Origin of the sequence: Halopseudomonas pachastrellae (assembly GCF_900114765.1) — a bacterium.
GTDB lineage: Bacteria > Pseudomonadota > Gammaproteobacteria > Pseudomonadales > Pseudomonadaceae > Halopseudomonas > Halopseudomonas pachastrellae.
On sequence record NZ_FOUD01000010.1, the window covers coordinates 137,444 to 153,272 of the forward strand.

Below are 15,829 nucleotides of genomic sequence, written 5' to 3' on the forward strand. Positions count from 1 at the left end.
TGCCGTGTTGTGACGGTGATCGCGGCGCATTGCGCAGATTATTGCGCAATGCGTGCGAAAACTGGCGCACTTGGGGTTGGCTGCGGTGATGGCGAATCAGCGACAGACAGGAATCATGCAGTCAGGAGCCGCTTGCTGGTTGTCTTCCAGATTGGCGGCTGCGCAGCTGCGTACCTGCTCTGCGGCTGCGTCGCAGCCCATTTCCTTCATGCCGGTGGCCAGGTTGTTCCAGCCGGCCGGATAGCTCGGGAAGCGGCGGACCAGTTCGCTGAAGTGTTCAATGGCTTCAGCTTGCTGCCCGCCGTTCCAGGCGATGTTGCCCATCCCGAGCAGGGCGGCAGGCTGGTCCGGCCAGCGCTCGGCGGCGGCTTGATAGGCCTTGCCTGCACTGACGGTCTGGCCCACCTGTTCCAGGTCGGCTGCTGCGGCCAGGTAAGGCAGTGGCTCGGCCGTAGCCGGAATGCGGCCGGGCGGTACGGCAACACGGGCCCAGCGCTCGGCTCGGTCCCAGGTGCGCATGAATACGGAGAAGGGTTCGCGCTGGCGCGCGTTCAGCCCGGAGTGCAGGATCAGCTCACGGGTGTTCAGGTCATAGCCAACGGCAACGGCGTAGTGCCATTGGGGATACCAGTCAAAGGCCAGGTTCTGCATAACCAGCACCGCGTTGCCATCGTCCAGCTCGCGCAGGATGGCGTCCAGCTCGCCGGTCAGGGGGTAGACCAGAAGGCCCTGTTCACGCGCGGCGGCGACCATTTCAACCTGCAGGCTACCCTTGCGCTCGGGCAGGTACACGCGGCCGGTGAGTTGCGCTGGAGCGATTTCGATACCGCGCTGGCCGAGCATCATGGATAGCGCTGCGGGGCCGCACTGGTAGGCGTCCTGCGCGTGGAACGGCAAGTCGGTCAGCAGGCGATTGGGAGGCAGGTCGGTGGGGAGTTCAGTGGCGGTGCGGGGGGCGAGGCCGGCACAGGCTGACAGCATGGCTGTCAGCCCGAGGAGCAGGCCAAGGCGAAAGGCCTTGTACATGGTCTTAGTTCACGCAGTTGACGAAGCTGTAGACGTTGGTGGCACACAGCATGTCGGTGATGATGAAGATGACCAGGAACAGCACGATGATACCGACGACACCGGCGGCAGCAGGAGCGTCATCCAGTTGGCTGTTGAAGTCGGCCAGCTCGTCAGCGGTCAGGCTGTCGATACGCTGTTCAACCTGGTCCTGGGATACGCCTAGGCTAGCCAGTTTGGCCTGTACTTCCTGATCGTCCAGCATGGCCTTGAGTTCGGCGCGGTCGACGCTCAATTGCTGCTGGGCAACGGCTTCACCGGTGCCGACCATGGCGGCCTGGGCCTGCAGGCTGGCCATGGAGGTCAGCATGAACAGGGCGGTCAGCAGGATGGACAGGTAACGCTTGGTGGATCGCATGAAAGTCATGGGTTATTTCCTCATTAGTTGTGGCTTCCCTGCTTGGAAGCTTTCAACCACCTAAGGGTGGCCGTCCGGTGCGCAGGCTGCGCTCAATGTAAACGACCCACGCAACGTCCAGAGGTTCCAAAGTGCCAGCGCCTGTGTGATCTATTTCACCTCTTGCGACTACCTGATCACAGGCCCAGCTTGTCGCGCATCTGGTAGTACCACGCCCCCATGGCAGTAAATGGCACACGCAACAGGCGCCCGCCAGGGAAGGGGTAGTGAGGCAGCGCAGCAAAGGCGTCAAAACGCTCGGCTTGACCGCGTAACACCTCGGCAAGCACGCGTCCGGCGACGTGGGTGAAGGTGACGCCGTGGCCGCTGCAGCCCTGGGAATAGTAGATGTTGTCGCCGATACGGCCGACTTGGGGCAGGCGCGACAGGGTCAGCAGGAAATTGCCGGTCCAGGCATAGTCGATCTTGACGTCCTTGAGCTGCGGGAAGGTCTTGATCAGATTAGGTCTGATGAGCGCCTCGATATTGCTCGGATCGCGTGCGCCGTAGACCACGCCGCCGCCAAAAATCATGCGCCGGTCACCGGACAGGCGGTAGTAATCGAGCAGGTAGGCGCAATCCTCAACGCAATAGTCCTGCGGCAATAGCGAGCTGGCCAGCTCCTCGGACAGTGGCTCGGTGGTGATGACCTGGGTACCGCAGGGCATGGACTTGGCTGCCAACTGCGGCAGCAGGTTGCCGAGGTAGGCGTTGCCCGCCACGATCACATAGCGTGCTTTGACCTGACCTTCGGCCGTGTGCACGACCGGAATGCTGCCCTGATCGATCCTGGTGACGGGGGAGTGCTCGTGGATGATGCCGCCGAGTGACTCGAAGGCCGCCGCTTCGCCAAGTACCAGGTTCAGTGGATGGATGTGTCCACCGCTCATGTCCAGCATGCCCCCGGTGTAGATGTCAGTATTGACCACCTCACGTATGCGTCGATCGTCCAGCAGCTCCAGCTGGGTGTTGCCATAGCGCTCCCAGAGTTTCTTCTGCGCTTCCAGATGCTTCATGTGATTGCCGTTGAGGGCGGCGAATACGCCACCATCTTTCAGGTCGCAATCAATGCCATAGCGGGCGACGCGCTCGCGAATGATGCGTCCACCCTCGAAGGCCATATCGCCCAGCAGCCGGGCCTGGTCTGCTCCCAGGGTACGCTCGATGACATCGATATCACGGCTGTAGCTGTTGACGATCTGCCCGCCATTGCGCCCGGAAGCACCAAACCCAACTTGCACAGCCTCGAGCACTGTAACCCTGAACCCCTGCTCGGCCAGATGTAACGCAGCCGAGATACCGGTGAAGCCGGCGCCAATCACGCAGACATCGGTTTCGCTGCTGCCTTGCAGCGCCGGGCGTGCGGGGGAGGGGTTGGCCGAGGCGGCGTAATAGGAGGTGGTGTGCTGGGTTTCTAGCATGATTGCACCTGCGTGGAATGTTTAAAATATTTGACAATATTCGCCGATGCTACTCGCGGGCGGGCTCCATGGCTATAGGGTGCTCAAAAAAAGACACAGTTGGGCGGGCGTCAATGCTCAGGGGTGGGCTGGTTCGGGCTCGCCTTGTGAGGTTTGCGGCGGCGCCTTGGGTAGGGGGCGGCACAAGAGCACAAACACCATCGAGCAGCCGAGCATGATGGCAATCAGGTGAAAGGCATCGTTGTACGCCATGATCGCAGCTTGCTGATGGACCTGGTTGCTGAGCAGTTGCAGCGCGCTCTGCTCGTTGCCGAGCTGGCTGGTGAGCAGCTGCATGCGCTCCTCGAAGGCAGGATTGCCCGGTGTGATGTGCTCACGCAGAAAGTCGAAGTAGTACTTGGCACGGCTATCCAGAATGGTGGCTAGCGCGGCGATCCCGATAGCACCACCGAGGTTGCGCAGGATGTTGTAGAGGCTGGAAGCAGAGCCAGCCTGGGATGGCGCAATCATCGCGGTAGCAATGATCGACATGGGCACCAGCACCATGGGCTGGCCGAAGGCACGGAATATCTGGATCGCGATGAACTGGTCTCCCGCAAAGTCCAGACTCAGGCTACCGCTGTAAAAGCTGGCGAAGGCGAACAGAAAGAAGCCGCAGGAGCAAAGCAGGCGGGCGTCGATAAAACGCATCAGGATGGGAACCAGGGGAATCAGCAGCAACTGCGGCAGCCCCATCCACATGATGACTTGGCCGATTTGTAAGGCGTTGTAATCCTGAATCTGGGCCAGGTAGACCGGCAGCACGAAGACGGTTCCGTACAGTCCGACCCCGAGGCCGATGTTCGCCAGGCTACCGAGCAGGAAGTTTCGGTCTTTGAGCAGGCGCAGGTTGACCAGCGGGTCTTCTCGGTTCAGCTGAATGATGACGAAGCTCACCAGGCTGATAAAGCTGATAACCGCCAGGGCGACCATCAGGTTGGACTCAAACCAGTCCTCGCGGTGACCCTCTTCGAGAAACACCTGCAGACAGCCTAGGCCGATAGCCATGGTCACGATGCCGAAATAGTCGCCTTGGCGCAGCAGCTCCCAGCGGGGTTTGGCCTTGTCCAGGCCGTACATCAAGCCGGTGGCCATGAGGATGCCCGGCACGATGTTGATGTAGAAAATGTATTCCCAGCCGAAGTTCTCGGTCAGCCAGCCACCGATGGTAGGGCCGATCGACGGCGCGAATGTCGCGGTAATGGCAAACATTGCCATGCCCTTGGGGCGCTGGTCTGGCGGCAGCTTGGTCAGAATCAGGGTAAAGGCAAAGGGTATGAGTGCGCCGCCGGCCAGCCCCTGCAGGGCGCGGAAGACGATCATGCTCTCCAGATTCCAGGCCATGGAGCAGAGCAGGGAGGCGATGACGAAGATCGTCGAGATGGTCACGGCAAACCGGCGCGGCGACAGGATCATGGTCAGCCAGGCGGCCAGCGGAATGATGATGATTTCCGCAACCAGGTACGAGGTGGATATCCAGGAACCTTCTTCGACGGTAGCCGACAGCGCGCCCTGAATATCCTTGAGCGACGAGTTGATGATCTGGATATCCAGAATCGCCATGAAGGCGCCCAGGATGGCACTAAGCAGGGCGATCCAGTCACGTCTGCGCGGTGGCGGGATATCGTGGGCCGAGCCAGCTTCAGTCACGCAGATCGACCTTGACCATAACCGACATGCCCGGGCGAATCAGGCCTGCCAGCGGATTGTCCTCATCAATCACCAGCTTGACCGGAATACGCTGCACGACCTTGGTAAAGTTGCCGGTCGCATTGTCCGGCGGCAGCAGGCTGAACTGCGCGCCCGAGGCCGGGAACAGGCTCTGCAGCGTGCCGGTCACCGGCTGATCGGGAAAGGTATCGAACACCAGTTCGGCTTTCAGCCCTTCGTGCATGCGGCTGATCTGGGTTTCCTTGAAGTTGGCCTTGATCCACAGCTCGGTGTCGGGCACTACTGCCAGCAGGTTGCTGCCGGAGGATACGTTCTGACCGATACGCACGTTGCGCTGGCCGATACGCCCGGCTACCGGGGCGCGGATCTCGGTACGCTCCAGATCCAGTTTTGCTTGCTGTACCGCCGCTTCGGCTACCTGAATCTGCGCGTCCAGGCGGGCGATATCGGCAGCCAGCGTCTCTTTGGCCAGCTGCTGCGTCTGGCGATCAGCCTGCGCCTTGTTGACTTGCGCGCGGGCCACTTCCAGTTGTGCACGGTAATTGCTTAGCTGTTCTTCAGAGGCGTAGCCGGACTGGCGCAGTGGGGTGATGCGTCTGATGTCGAGTTCGATGCGGCGTTGCTCAGCCGTACTGGCGTCAACATTCGCGGCGGCGGCGGCGATGAGACTGTCCTGCTGGACCAGGCGTGATTGCGCCTGTTGATGCTCGGCGCGGCGGGTAGCGAGGTTGGCGTTGGCTTCAGCCAGGGTGATCTCGAAGTCGCGTGCATCGAGGCGCACCAGGAGATCACCGGCGACGACGGCCTGGTTATCTTCGACAAGGACTTCGGTAACCTGCGCCGATAGCCGGCTGGAGACATAGGTAATATCGCCCTGAACGTAAGCGTTATCGGTTTCTTCAAAGTAACGACCGACCAGCCACCAGTGCGCGAAGGCGGCAGCCCCAACGGTGGCGCAGATCAGTAGAAAGACGAACAGACGGGCTCTAACTCGGGCAGACATACCATTTCTCATTTATTGTTCTGGCTGCACTCTATCACTGTTCCCTACAGCGCCGGAGGCGCTAGAATCTGGAAACTTTGTTGCAGTCAGGGAACAGTATCTATGGGTTTGGATGATGCGCTGATTTTTACGCGAGTCGTTGAATGCCACAGCTTTACCAGTGCCGCCGCCACCTTGGGCATGCAAAAGTCCACAGTCAGTCGACGTATTGCCCAGCTTGAGGAGCGCCTTGGTGTGCGTCTGCTCAATCGCACCACGCGCAAGTTGCGTCTGACCGAGGTGGGGCAGGCTTACTACGAACGCTGCCGGCAGATCATGCAGGAGTTTTCCGAGGCCGAGCAGGCCATCATGCAGTTGCAGCGCGAGCCCACGGGGTTGCTGCGGGTCAGTTCGCCAATCGAATTTGGCCAGCTGTTTTTGGGTGGAGTGGTGGGCGAATTCATGCGCAGCTACCCAGCCATTCAGGTGGAAGTTGAGCTGACCACGCGCACGGTGGACCCGGTCGAGGAGGGGGTTGACGTCGTCATCCATCTCGGTCGCCCGCAGGACTCCAGCCTGGTGGCGCGACGGCTGATGACCAGTCCGCGTCAGCTTTATGCTAGCCCCGACTATATCCAGCGCTATGGTATGCCGCAGGCGCCCGACGAATTGACTGGCCATCGCTGCATTCATGCGCTGGTCGACGGCGCACGCAAATGGCGTTTTGACCAGCCCGCCGCCAGCGTGCCGATCAATCCGGTGCTGGTGGTCAATAACATTACCTTTGCACGAGAAGCCGCGCTGGCGGGCGTTGGTATCATCAACGTGCCGGCGTTTATCGCCGAGCCCTGTGTTGAAGCCGGTACCCTGGTGCGGGTGCTGGAAGGCACCGAGCTGCCGTCCAGCGAGCTGTACGCGCTGTACCCGTCACGCCGTTTTCAGGCCATGAAGGTCAAAGCCTTTATCGACTTTGTTATCGAGCAACTGCATCTGCGCTCGTCGAGTCATATAGAGGTCGAGGCGTAAGCCCTGATAAAATCCGCCGTTATCCTGTAGTCAGTCCCGCGTTGTCGGGACGCCAGATCGAGAGAGTCCATGACTGTTCGTACCCGCATTGCGCCTTCCCCAACCGGTGACCCGCACGTTGGCACCGCCTACATTGCGCTGTTCAACCAGTGCTTTGCCCGCCAGCACGGCGGCCAGTTCATTCTGCGTATCGAAGATACCGACCAGGTACGCTCCAGCGCTGCGTCGGAAAAGCAGATTCTCGACTCGCTGCGCTGGCTCGGGCTGGAATGGGATGAAGGTCCGGACGTTGGCGGCCCGCACGGCCCGTACCGTCAAAGTGAGCGTAGCGCGATCTATCATGAGCACAGCGAAGCGCTGATCGAAAAAGGCCACGCCTTCCGTTGCTTCTGCTCCAGCGAGCGCCTGGATGCGCTGCGCGCCGAACAGATGGCCAACAAGCAAACCCCCGGCTATGACGGCCATTGTCTGCATTTGAGCGCCGACGAGGTGAGTGCGCGCGTTGCAGTAGGTGAGCCGCATGTTGTGCGTATGAAGGTGCCGAGTGAAGGCATCTGCAAGGTGCAGGACATGCTGCGTGGCGAGATCGACATCCCTTGGGAGCAGGTCGACATGCAGGTGCTGATGAAGGCTGATGGTTTGCCGACCTATCACCTGGCCAACGTGGTAGATGACCATCTGATGGGGATTACCCACGTACTGCGTGGCGAAGAGTGGATCAACTCCGCGCCCAAGCATATTCTGCTGTATCAATACTTCGGCTGGGACATGCCCGCGCTGTGCCACATGCCGCTGCTGCGCAACCCGGACAAGAGCAAGCTGTCCAAGCGCAAGAACCCGACCAGCATCACCTTCTACGAGCGCATGGGCTATTTGCCCGAGGCGCTACTGAACTATCTCGGCCGTATGGGCTGGTCCATGCCGGATGAGCGCGAAAAGTTCACCCTGGCCGAAATGGTCGAGCACTTCGACATTCAGCGCGTTTCGCTGGGTGGGCCGATCTTCGATATCGAAAAACTGTCGTGGCTGAACGGGCAGTGGATTCGCGAGCTGTCAGAAGACCAGTTCGCTGCCGCCGTGCAGCAGTGGGCGCTGAATCCGGCCTACCTCAAGCCGATGATCTCGCTCGCGCAGACCCGGGTGGAAACCTTCAGCGACCTGCCGAAGCTGCTGGGCTTTTTCATGGCCGGTAAGGTCGACCCGGCACCGGAGCTGTTCGCCCACAAGAAGCTGGACGCTGACGGCGTGCGTAAGGCCCTGCAGTTGCTGCTGTGGAAGCTGGAAGCGCTGCGCGATTGGGACAAGGACAACATCACCGCCGTGATTCAAGCCGTGGCTGCCTACATGGAGCTGAAACTGCGCGACCTGATGCCGCTGCTGTTCCCGGCTATCACCGGTCAAGCCAGCTCTGTATCGGTGCTGGACGCCATGGCACACCTGGGCCCAGACCTCACCCGCTACCGCCTGCGCCAAACCGTCGAACTGCTGGGCGGCACCTCGAAGAAAGAGAACAAGGCGTGGCAGAAGGAACTGGAGAGCATCTGAAGCCTCAAGCCTCAAGCCTCAAGCGGCAAGCTAGAAGCAGAAGCGGCGCGGGGTTCGACCCTTGCGCCGCGATTCGCCGCCACCCCAATCAGCTTGCGGCTTATCGCTTGCCGCTTGTGGCTGCTTTACCCATCAGCTTGCGGCTTACAGCTTGAAGCTTGTGGCTGTGTTTTAGATAAGTTGCTGTTTTGCGTAAATTTCTGTTGACAGGTCAGAGCGTCAATCTTAATATGCGCACCGTCGTTGAGACGGGGCTATAGCTCAGCTGGGAGAGCGCCTGCATGGCATGCAGGAGGTCAGCGGTTCGATCCCGCTTAGCTCCACCAAGTTTTTTGGTCGACGGTCGCGTTGACCTGTTTTCTACACTGCTGAACAGATTCCAGCCTGTTCAGAGAAGGGATTGCGTCCCCTTCGTCTAGTGGCCTAGGACACCGCCCTTTCACGGCGGTAACAGGGGTTCGAGTCCCCTAGGGGACGCCATTTTTACCGATGCACGCAAGTGTGTCAGGGTCGCAAGACCTGGGGCTATAGCTCAGCTGGGAGAGCGCCTGCATGGCATGCAGGAGGTCAGCGGTTCGATCCCGCTTAGCTCCACCATTTCAAAAGCCGACATCTCTGATGTCGGCTTTTTTTTGCCCGCGATTTGGCGGGGCTGGTTCGGCTATTCCACCAAACAGTCGACCCGCCAGCGGCGCTCACCGTCGATAAGGTCGTTGCGCAGGCCGTGTATGTCGTTGCCAAAGCCCGGAAAGCGCGTTTCCAGGTCGATAGCGGCGTCCAGGTAGGCGGCAATCACATTGTCGTCAGGAAAGCGCTCTCCGGGCATGATAACCGGTATGCCGGGCGGGTAGGGCACCAGCATGACCGCACTCATGCGTCCGCTCAGTGCGTCCACCGGCACCGACTCGACGTGCCCGCGCACCATCTGCTGATAGGCGTCGGCGGGGCGCAGGTGCATCTGGGGCAGTTCGGTGTACATGTCGCGCTGCAGGCGCACCAGCGAGTGCTGCTTGTAGCAGCGGTGCAGCTGCTCGCCCAAATCGCATAAACCAAGGCCGGCATACGGCGCTTGCCCGGCGATATCGGGCAGGGTGCTCTCCAGTGGTGCGTTCAGGTCGTAGAGTCGCTTGAACTCGCGCAGCTCCGACAGGAGGGTGCTCCATTTGCCCTTGGTGATGCCCAGCGAGAAAAGGATCAGAAAGGAATACAGGCCGGTTTTTTCTACAACCAGTCCGCGGTTGGCCAGAAAGCGTGTGACCAGGGCGGCGGGGATGCCGCTTTTTGCCAGGCGGCCTTTCTCCTCAACGCCCGGCGTCAGCAGGCTGACCTTGATCGGGTCCAGCAGGGCGTAGTTGTCGGCCATGGGGCCAAAGCCGTGCCAGTCGGCGCGATGCTCAAGGGTCCAGTCTCCGCTTTGCAGGTTGTCGCTGTCGAGGGCTTCCTCCGGCTCCCAGACATCAAACCACCACTGATCATCATCGAGTTGCTCGGCGCTCTGCTGCATGGCTCGGCGGAACGAGAGGGCCTCGTCCAGCGTTTCCTGTACCAGAGACTCACCGGCCGGGCCGGCCATCATACCGGTGGCTACGTCAATGGAAGCGATCATGCCGTAGTGCGGGGAAGTAGAGGTATGCATCATGTACGCCTCGTTGAAGCGCTCATGGTCGAGCTGCTGATCGGCGCTGTCGCGGGCCAGGATGATCGAGGCTTGGGATAGTGCGGCCAGTACCTTGTGCGGGGACTGGGTCGCGAACAGCAGCGGGTGACCGCTGGCGCGCGGACGGCTGCGGCTCATGCCATGCCGCCCGTGGTAGAACGGGTGAAAAGCCGCGTAGCCAAACCAGGCTTCGTCAAAGTGCAGCACCTCGACCCGATCCTGCAGTTGCTCGACGATCATGTCGGTGTTGTAGCAAAGACCGTCGTAAGTCGAGTTGGTCAGCACGGCCAGACGGATGCGGGGCGCATCTCGGCCTTCGAGCAAAGGGTGGTTGGCGATCTGTTCGGCCAGTTGCGCGCCGCTGAAGCGCTCGTGAGCAATCGGGCCGATGATGCCGTAGTCGTTGCGTGAGCCTGTCAGGTAAATGGGGATGGCGCCGGTCATGATGATCGCGTGCAGGATCGACTTGTGGCAGTTGCGATCGACCAGCACCAGGTCATCACGGGTGACGTAGGCGTGCCAGATCACCTTGTTTGCCGTCGAGGTGCCGTTGACCACGTAGAAGCTGTGATCGGCGCCAAATACCCGGGCGGTGTTGTGCTCTGCCTCGGCTACCGGGCCCGTGTGATCGAGCAGCGAGCCTAGCCCCGGTACCGATACCGAGAGATCGGAGCGCAGGGTGTTCTCGCCAAAGAAGTCGTGGAAGGCGCGGCCCACAGGGCTCTTGCGAAAGGCGACGCCGCCGCCGTGGCCCGGAGAGTGCCAGGAGTAGCTGGCGCGTCCGGTGTAATCGAGCAGCGCCTTGAAAAATGGCGGCAGCAGCTGGGCCAGGTAGCTGCGTGCAGTGCGTGCTATCTGGCCGGCTATAAACGGCAGGGTGTCCTCGAACAGGTAAATGATGCCGCGAATCTGGTGTAGTTCGCGCAGTGCCGAAAGCAACTCAGGGTCAATGCTTTGCCGGGTGCTCAGCGCCATGATGGGCAGCTCCGGAGAGCGGCTGTGGGCCGCGCTGAACAGCGCTTCAACCTCCTGCAGGTCGGGCACCGCCTCCGGCGTAAAGAGAATGCAGGAGAGTCCGCGATGGGCTTCTGCGATGAGGCGGCCTTCTTCCAGATGTTCTGCGCCCAGTACTTCAAACCCGTCGTCATCCAGCGCTTGGAACAGCGCTTCAAGTTGGCGCCCGGCAACGTTGTTCTGGCCGATGGCCGGGTGAATGAGCAGGATCGGAAAATTCAGCTGCTTGAACATGGCAGGGCCTCTTTGGCGATGATGTACCCCAGACTACGCCACGCGCGGCCGCTTTGCATGGCTCTGCTGCGCATTCTTGACGTGTCTTTGTAGTACCATCGGGCATCACATTGCGGTGAATCTGTTTTTGGGGAGATGTATTTCGTGAGCTGGGATCTGCCAACGCCTTTCACTCTGCCGATCCTGGTCGGTGCGGACGATATCGATGAACTAGGGCATGCCAACAATGCGGTGTATGTGCGCTGGCTTGAGCGCTGCGCCTGGCAGCACTCGCAGTCGCTCGGGCTGGGGCTGGCCGAGTACCGTGAGCTGGACCGTGCCATGGCAGTGCTGCGCCATGAGATCGACTATCTGGCGTCGGCCTACGAAGGTGATGAGCTGGAAATGGCGACCTGGATTTTCAGTTGGGATCGCAAGCTGCGCATGACTCGGCATTTTCAGCTGGTGCGCAAGTCGGACGGGGCTACCCTGTTGCGGGCGCGCACGACCTTTGTCTGCATCGAATTGTCGACCGGTCGGCCGAAGCGTATGCCTGAAGCCTTTATCGAAGGCTACCGCGTAGGCATGACCGAGGCGCCGGAAGGATTCTGAAAACGCCCGGCGCAGTGCGCGCCGGGCTGAGCACTCAGCGGTACTCGCACAGGTAGGCGGTATCGCGCTCTACCTTCAAATTGAGGCGGCTGTTGGCCGGTACGGTGAACTGGTCGCCGGCGTTGTAGGTATTCCACTCGTCGCTGTCCGGCAGCTTGACGATCAGTGCACCGTTGATGACGTGCATGATTTCCAGCTGGCTGGTGCCGAACTCGTATTCGCCCGCGGCCATGACGCCTACGGTAGCGGCGCCTTCAGGTTGCTTGAAGGCAATGGAAGCAACCTGACCGTCGAAATACTGATTTACCTGGAACACGGGCGATACTCCTGAACATGAAAAGGGCGCTCATTATGCCGAGCGCCGCTGGGGCGGGCAATTGCTCGCAGTACGCACTATTGAGGCAGATCGCGCGAGGCGATCAGGGTCAGAGGAGAAGCGGTATGGCGAACGTCGCATTTATCGGGCTAGGCGTGATGGGATATCCCATGGCAGGCCATCTGCAGCGGGCCGGCCATCAGGTAACCGTCTACAACCGCACGGCCGCCAAGGCAGCGAGCTGGGTTGAGAGCTACGGCGGGCAGTCGGCGGCTACCCCTGCCGAGGCGGCGCGCGGTCAGGATGTGGTGTTGCTGTGCGTGGGCAACGATGATGACCTGCGCGAAGTGGTTTGTGGTGAGCAGGGTGTTTTGGCTGGTGCGCACAACGGCATGGTATTGGTTGACCATACAACGGCTTCTGCCGGCGTGGCGCGGGAGTTGTCTGCTTTGGCGGCTGAGCAGGGTGTCGGCTTTATGGATGCGCCTGTCTCCGGTGGACAGGCGGGCGCAGAAAACGGCCAGCTGACCATTATGGCGGGTGGCGATGAGGCGGTGTTTGATCTGGTCAGGCCAATCCTGAGCAGCTATTCGCGCATGCTGCGACTCATGGGGCCGGTCGGCAGCGGCCAACTGACCAAAATGGTCAATCAGATCTGCATTGGCGGGTTGCTGCAGGGGTTGTCGGAGGCGATGCATTTTGCCCAGCAGGCAGGCCTTGATGGTGATGCGGTGGTGTCGGTTATCAGCAAGGGGGCAGCGCAGTCCTGGCAAATGGAAAATCGCTACCGCAGCATGCTCGATGGCGAGTTTGACTTTGGCTTTGCGGTTGACTGGATGCGCAAGGATCTGTCGATTGTGCTGGAAGAGGCCGGGCGCAACGGTGCTCGCTTGCCGGTAACCGCGCTGGTCGACCAGTTCTACGCCGATGTACAGGCGATGGGCGGTGGCCGCTGGGATACCTCCAGCCTGATTGCGCGCCTGCAGCGCGATAGCTGATGGAATGCCGCGCCCAGTGCGGCGCCTGTTGCACGGCGCCCTCCATCAGCTCGCCTATTCCCGGCATGCCGGGCGGCAAGCCGGCAGGCGTGCCCTGTGTGCAGTTGTTGGCGGATATGCGCTGCGCGATCTTCGGTTCGCCGGAGCGGCCCGCCGTGTGCGCGGGCTTTCTGCCGGAGGAGTCAGTGTGCGGTCAGTCGCGTGCGGATGCGTTACGCATCATCGGCTGGCTGGAGTCCGAAACCGGCGTTGGCACAGCCTGCTGACGGCGGCGCAGCTGCCCACCGAATACGTTGATTGCCAGGCCGCTCATGATGAGGATGGTGCCGAGCAGTTGCAGCTGGCTGAGTTCCTCGTCCAGTAGTACGGCTGCGGAGCTGAGTCCGATGACCGGGACCAGCATCGAGAAAGGTGCGATTTGGCCCGCAGGATAGCGAGACAGCAGGCGGCTCCACAGGCTGTAGCCGAGCAATGTGGCGCCGAATGCCAGGTAGGCCAAGGCAAACAGAGATGCTCCGCTGATGTTCAGCAGCGCATCGGCAATCCGCTCCGGCCCCTCCAGCCACAGTGACATGGCCAGAAAGGGGAGTGGCGGGACCAGGCTCCCCCAGACCACAAGCGCAGTCAGGTCAACCTGGCCAACGCGTTTGGTAATAATGTTTCCACAGGCCCACATCAGTGCGGCGCACAATGTCAGCAGCAGGCCGGTGGTGGTCATGCTGGCACCGCTATGCAGCCCGATAAAGAGTAGTCCCGTCGCGGCGACCAGCAGTCCAATCAGGTTGTGTGCGCGTACTTTTTCGGACAGCAGCAGCGCTGCCAGCAGCAAGGTGAAAAACGCCTGCGACTGCAGTACCAGTGATGCAAGGCCGGCGGGCATACCGTTATCCATGGCGCTGAACAGAAAGGCAAACTGACCGAAGGAAATGGTCATGCCGTAGGCGATCAGCCAGCGCAGCGGCACCTGCGGTCTGCGAATAAAAAAGATGGCCGGAATGGCCGCCAGGGTGAAGCGCGTGGCGCCCAGCAGCATGGGCGGCAAGCTGTCCAGGCCAACCTTGATCACCACAAAATTCAGCCCCCAGAGCAGAATGACCAGCAAGGCGAATCCAAGATCTCTGGCGGACATGGTGTGGCAGGCTCCGTTGGGGTAGTGGTGTGGAGCTGCCTATACAATCACGTCTGACGGGTTTTGCTGCGGTACAGTGAGGTCCCCAATGACCTGTACAGTGCAGCACGGCACTTGCTGGTCGGCCTGTCTGGACGCTGCGGCCTCAGAGGTTCGCAAGGCTCTGTATGACAAAGCTATGTAGCGCGTCGACCAACGGGCTGCCATTACTGCTGCGCTCAAGCACGATCTGGTAGCTGGTCAGCGATGGAAGGCCGGCGGCGTTGTCGACGATTTTGAGCGGTTTTCTTACCAGGCTTCGCGGGAAGGGCGCTACCGCCAGGTCGGCCTCCATTGCCGCTTGCTGGCCTGCACAGTGCTCGCTCACGTAGGCAATACGATAGGCCACGCCGGCGCGATCAAGTGCGGCCAAGGCTGCTTCTCGCCATACGCAGCCGGTGCCGGCCAGCGATAGTGGTAAGGGGCGCAGTGTTGCGGCTTGTCCGCCTGCGCATTCTGCCCAGACCAATTGCTCGGTATGAACTACCTCGCCACTGGGTGCATGGCTGCCAGAAGTGACCAGCGCCAGATCCAGCTCGCCTTGGCGTATCTGTTCGCTCATATCCTTGCTGCGCGCCATTACCACATCCACTTGTACGCTGGGGTAGCTGCGCGCAAAGCTGCTCAGTACCGTCGGCAGGATGCGCGTGCCCACGTCATCGGAGGTGCCGAGGCGGACGCTACCGCTCAGTTCGGGGTGGTAAAACCGGCTCAGCGCCTGCTCGTTGAGGTTGAGCATGCGCCGGGCAAAGCCCAGCAGTGCTTCGCCCTCGGCCGTGACGCTGGCGCGACGAGGCTCGCGCGTCAGTAGGCGGTAGCCAAGCAGTTCTTCCAGCCGCTTGATCTGCATGCTGATGGCAGACGGTGTGCGGTGTACCTGCGTTGCGGCGGCAGAGAAGCTGCCGGTCTCGGCAATGGCAATGAAGCTGCGCAGCAAATCCAGTTCCAGTAGCGGCAGGGCGGTGCCTTTCGGAGTGGTGTTCATGATGTTTTCGTTCAATTAAATTGAATATGCATGTTATTTAAATTCGCTGGATTGAACAATTGTTGCGCGAGAAGGTGGTGCTTCCATTTCAAAGGAGGTTGCGCCATGAGTTGCAATGAGAAACCCCGGTCGCCCAAAAGGCAGATCCCTGTATCGCCGCCACAGCATGATTTCTACATGCCTGCGATGCCGCCGTTCTGGTTGTTTCGAGCGCTGAGGCGCGGTGTGCGCAAGCTCTTTTCCTGCCTCAAGTAGCTAGCGGGAAATCCGTGTGAGGTCGGCGCGTTTTCGTCCACCAGCACGTTAGGTGGCTGAGGTGGTGAGGGCGCCGACATCTGTTGGCTCAAGGGCGGCGCGAGGCCAATAAAAAACCCGCCGAGGCGGGTTCAGACTGCTGACAAAGCCCCTAGCCGAAAGGCGGGGGCTTTTGTTTAATGGGTTGTCGTTTATCGCAGGCCAACCCGATGCTCAAACCCCCTTCACCCAAACAACACGCGCTGGAGATGGTCACCCTCGAAGAACTGGTGCCAGCTGACCATCTGCTGCGCAAGATCGCCCAGCACATTGATTTCGAGTTCATTCGTCCTGCCACCCAGCACCTGTATTGTGCTGACAACGGTCGCCCGGCGATTGACCCGGTCACTCTGTTCAAGATGCTGTTTATTGGCTACCTGTTCGGCGTGCGCAGCGAACGACAGTTAATGCGCGAGATTCAGGTTA

General features: G+C 60.7%; 15 protein-coding genes and 3 tRNA genes. 9 read left to right on the forward strand and 9 right to left on the reverse strand.

Going from position 1 to position 15,829, the window contains the following annotated elements:
* Positions 1-96: 96 nt before the first annotated feature.
* The 5 genes from BM116_RS09735 to BM116_RS09755 form a co-directional block, all read right to left on the reverse strand.
* Positions 97-1,026: a PA2778 family cysteine peptidase gene (locus BM116_RS09735; RefSeq protein WP_083724313.1), complete on the reverse strand. Its 930-nt coding sequence runs from the start codon at positions 1,024-1,026 to the stop codon at positions 97-99.
* Positions 1,027-1,030: 4 nt separating this feature from the next.
* Positions 1,031-1,423: a PA2779 family protein gene (locus BM116_RS09740; RefSeq protein WP_169847222.1), complete on the reverse strand. Its 393-nt coding sequence runs from the start codon at positions 1,421-1,423 to the stop codon at positions 1,031-1,033.
* Between the two features lie 176 nt (positions 1,424-1,599).
* Complete coding sequence (locus BM116_RS09745) at positions 1,600-2,883, reverse strand: NAD(P)/FAD-dependent oxidoreductase (protein WP_083724317.1); 1,284 nt, start codon at positions 2,881-2,883, stop codon at positions 1,600-1,602.
* A gap of 117 nt (positions 2,884-3,000) precedes the next feature.
* Complete coding sequence (locus BM116_RS09750; protein WP_235846731.1) at positions 3,001-4,572, reverse strand: DHA2 family efflux MFS transporter permease subunit; 1,572 nt, start codon at positions 4,570-4,572, stop codon at positions 3,001-3,003.
* Complete coding sequence (locus BM116_RS09755) at positions 4,565-5,596, reverse strand: HlyD family secretion protein (RefSeq protein ID WP_083724319.1); 1,032 nt, start codon at positions 5,594-5,596, stop codon at positions 4,565-4,567. The genes BM116_RS09750 and BM116_RS09755 overlap by 8 nt, the downstream gene beginning before the upstream one ends.
* A gap of 102 nt (positions 5,597-5,698) precedes the next feature.
* Between BM116_RS09755 and BM116_RS09760 the strand changes: the two genes are divergently transcribed.
* The 5 genes from BM116_RS09760 (at position 5,699) to BM116_RS09780 (ending at position 8,743) form a co-directional block, all read left to right on the forward strand.
* Positions 5,699-6,601, forward strand: coding sequence for a LysR family transcriptional regulator (locus BM116_RS09760; RefSeq protein ID WP_083724321.1), 903 nt, complete (start codon positions 5,699-5,701; stop codon positions 6,599-6,601).
* A gap of 69 nt (positions 6,602-6,670) precedes the next feature.
* Positions 6,671-8,146, forward strand: a complete 1,476-nt coding sequence (gene gltX, locus BM116_RS09765) for a glutamate--tRNA ligase (RefSeq protein ID WP_083724323.1) — start codon at positions 6,671-6,673, stop codon at positions 8,144-8,146.
* 250 nt (positions 8,147-8,396) lie between these two features.
* Positions 8,397-8,472: transfer RNA gene (locus tag BM116_RS09770), tRNA-Ala, on the forward strand.
* A 78-nt stretch (positions 8,473-8,550) separates the two neighbouring features.
* A tRNA-Glu gene (locus BM116_RS09775) sits at positions 8,551-8,626 on the forward strand.
* Positions 8,627-8,667: 41 nt separating this feature from the next.
* Positions 8,668-8,743: transfer RNA gene (locus BM116_RS09780), tRNA-Ala, on the forward strand.
* A 64-nt stretch (positions 8,744-8,807) separates the two neighbouring features.
* On the opposite strand, the gene BM116_RS09785 is transcribed toward BM116_RS09780, so the two are convergent.
* A complete protein-coding gene (locus tag BM116_RS09785) occupies positions 8,808-11,051 on the reverse strand; it encodes an Orn/Lys/Arg family decarboxylase (RefSeq protein ID WP_083724325.1) in 2,244 nt (747 codons plus the stop codon).
* A 144-nt stretch (positions 11,052-11,195) separates the two neighbouring features.
* Here BM116_RS09785 and BM116_RS09790 point away from each other — a divergent pair, with 144 nt between their 5' ends.
* Positions 11,196-11,642, forward strand: coding sequence for an acyl-CoA thioesterase (locus BM116_RS09790; protein ID WP_083724353.1), 447 nt, complete (start codon positions 11,196-11,198; stop codon positions 11,640-11,642).
* Positions 11,643-11,676: 34 nt separating this feature from the next.
* Here BM116_RS09790 and ppnP read toward each other — a convergent pair whose 3' ends face one another.
* A complete protein-coding gene (ppnP, locus tag BM116_RS09795; protein ID WP_083724327.1) occupies positions 11,677-11,958 on the reverse strand; it encodes a pyrimidine/purine nucleoside phosphorylase in 282 nt (93 codons plus the stop codon).
* Between the two features lie 125 nt (positions 11,959-12,083).
* Here ppnP and BM116_RS09800 point away from each other — a divergent pair, with 125 nt between their 5' ends.
* Both BM116_RS09800 and BM116_RS09805 read left to right on the forward strand, forming a co-directional pair.
* Positions 12,084-12,956: an NAD(P)-dependent oxidoreductase gene (locus BM116_RS09800; RefSeq protein WP_083724329.1), complete on the forward strand. Its 873-nt coding sequence runs from the start codon at positions 12,084-12,086 to the stop codon at positions 12,954-12,956.
* Positions 12,956-13,222 carry a YkgJ family cysteine cluster protein gene (locus tag BM116_RS09805; protein WP_083724331.1) on the forward strand — a complete coding sequence of 89 codons (267 nt, stop codon included), beginning with the start codon at positions 12,956-12,958 and terminating at the stop codon, positions 13,220-13,222. The genes BM116_RS09800 and BM116_RS09805 overlap by 1 nt, the downstream gene beginning before the upstream one ends.
* Here the strand turns inward: BM116_RS09805 and BM116_RS09810 are convergent.
* Together BM116_RS09810 and BM116_RS09815 are read right to left on the reverse strand one after the other, a co-directional pair.
* Positions 13,150-14,085: an EamA family transporter gene (locus BM116_RS09810; protein ID WP_083724333.1), complete on the reverse strand. Its 936-nt coding sequence runs from the start codon at positions 14,083-14,085 to the stop codon at positions 13,150-13,152. The genes BM116_RS09805 and BM116_RS09810 overlap by 73 nt on opposite strands.
* Before the next feature lie 145 nt (positions 14,086-14,230).
* The gene (locus BM116_RS09815) at positions 14,231-15,109 is read right to left on the reverse strand and encodes a LysR substrate-binding domain-containing protein (protein WP_083724335.1); all 879 of its coding nucleotides are present in this window, start codon (positions 15,107-15,109) and stop codon (positions 14,231-14,233) included.
* 464 nt (positions 15,110-15,573) lie between these two features.
* On the opposite strand from BM116_RS09815, the gene BM116_RS09820 reads away from it, so the two are divergent.
* Positions 15,574-15,829, forward strand: a 256-nt coding sequence (locus BM116_RS09820) for a transposase (RefSeq protein WP_139222359.1), incomplete at its 3' end; no start/stop codon positions are given.

What these genes read in the sequence shown, in the direction of transcription:
- BM116_RS09735 (WP_083724313.1), bottom strand. Translation starts at nt 1,026, where the DNA reads ATGTACAAGGCCTTTCGCCTTGGCCTGCTCCTCGGGCTGACAGCCATG.
- BM116_RS09740 (WP_169847222.1), bottom strand. Translation starts at nt 1,423, where the DNA reads ATGCGATCCACCAAGCGTTACCTGTCCATCCTGCTGACCGCCCTGTTC.
- BM116_RS09745 (WP_083724317.1), bottom strand. Translation starts at nt 2,883, where the DNA reads ATGCTAGAAACCCAGCACACCACCTCCTATTACGCCGCCTCGGCCAAC.
- BM116_RS09755 (WP_083724319.1), bottom strand. Translation starts at nt 5,596, where the DNA reads ATGTCTGCCCGAGTTAGAGCCCGTCTGTTCGTCTTTCTACTGATCTGC.
- BM116_RS09760 (WP_083724321.1), top strand. Translation starts at nt 5,699, where the DNA reads ATGGGTTTGGATGATGCGCTGATTTTTACGCGAGTCGTTGAATGCCAC.
- gltX (WP_083724323.1), top strand. Translation starts at nt 6,671, where the DNA reads ATGACTGTTCGTACCCGCATTGCGCCTTCCCCAACCGGTGACCCGCAC.
- BM116_RS09785 (WP_083724325.1), bottom strand. Translation starts at nt 11,051, where the DNA reads ATGTTCAAGCAGCTGAATTTTCCGATCCTGCTCATTCACCCGGCCATC.
- BM116_RS09800 (WP_083724329.1), top strand. Translation starts at nt 12,084, where the DNA reads ATGGCGAACGTCGCATTTATCGGGCTAGGCGTGATGGGATATCCCATG.
- BM116_RS09805 (WP_083724331.1), top strand. Translation starts at nt 12,956, where the DNA reads ATGGAATGCCGCGCCCAGTGCGGCGCCTGTTGCACGGCGCCCTCCATC.
- BM116_RS09810 (WP_083724333.1), bottom strand. Translation starts at nt 14,085, where the DNA reads ATGTCCGCCAGAGATCTTGGATTCGCCTTGCTGGTCATTCTGCTCTGG.
- BM116_RS09815 (WP_083724335.1), bottom strand. Translation starts at nt 15,109, where the DNA reads ATGAACACCACTCCGAAAGGCACCGCCCTGCCGCTACTGGAACTGGAT.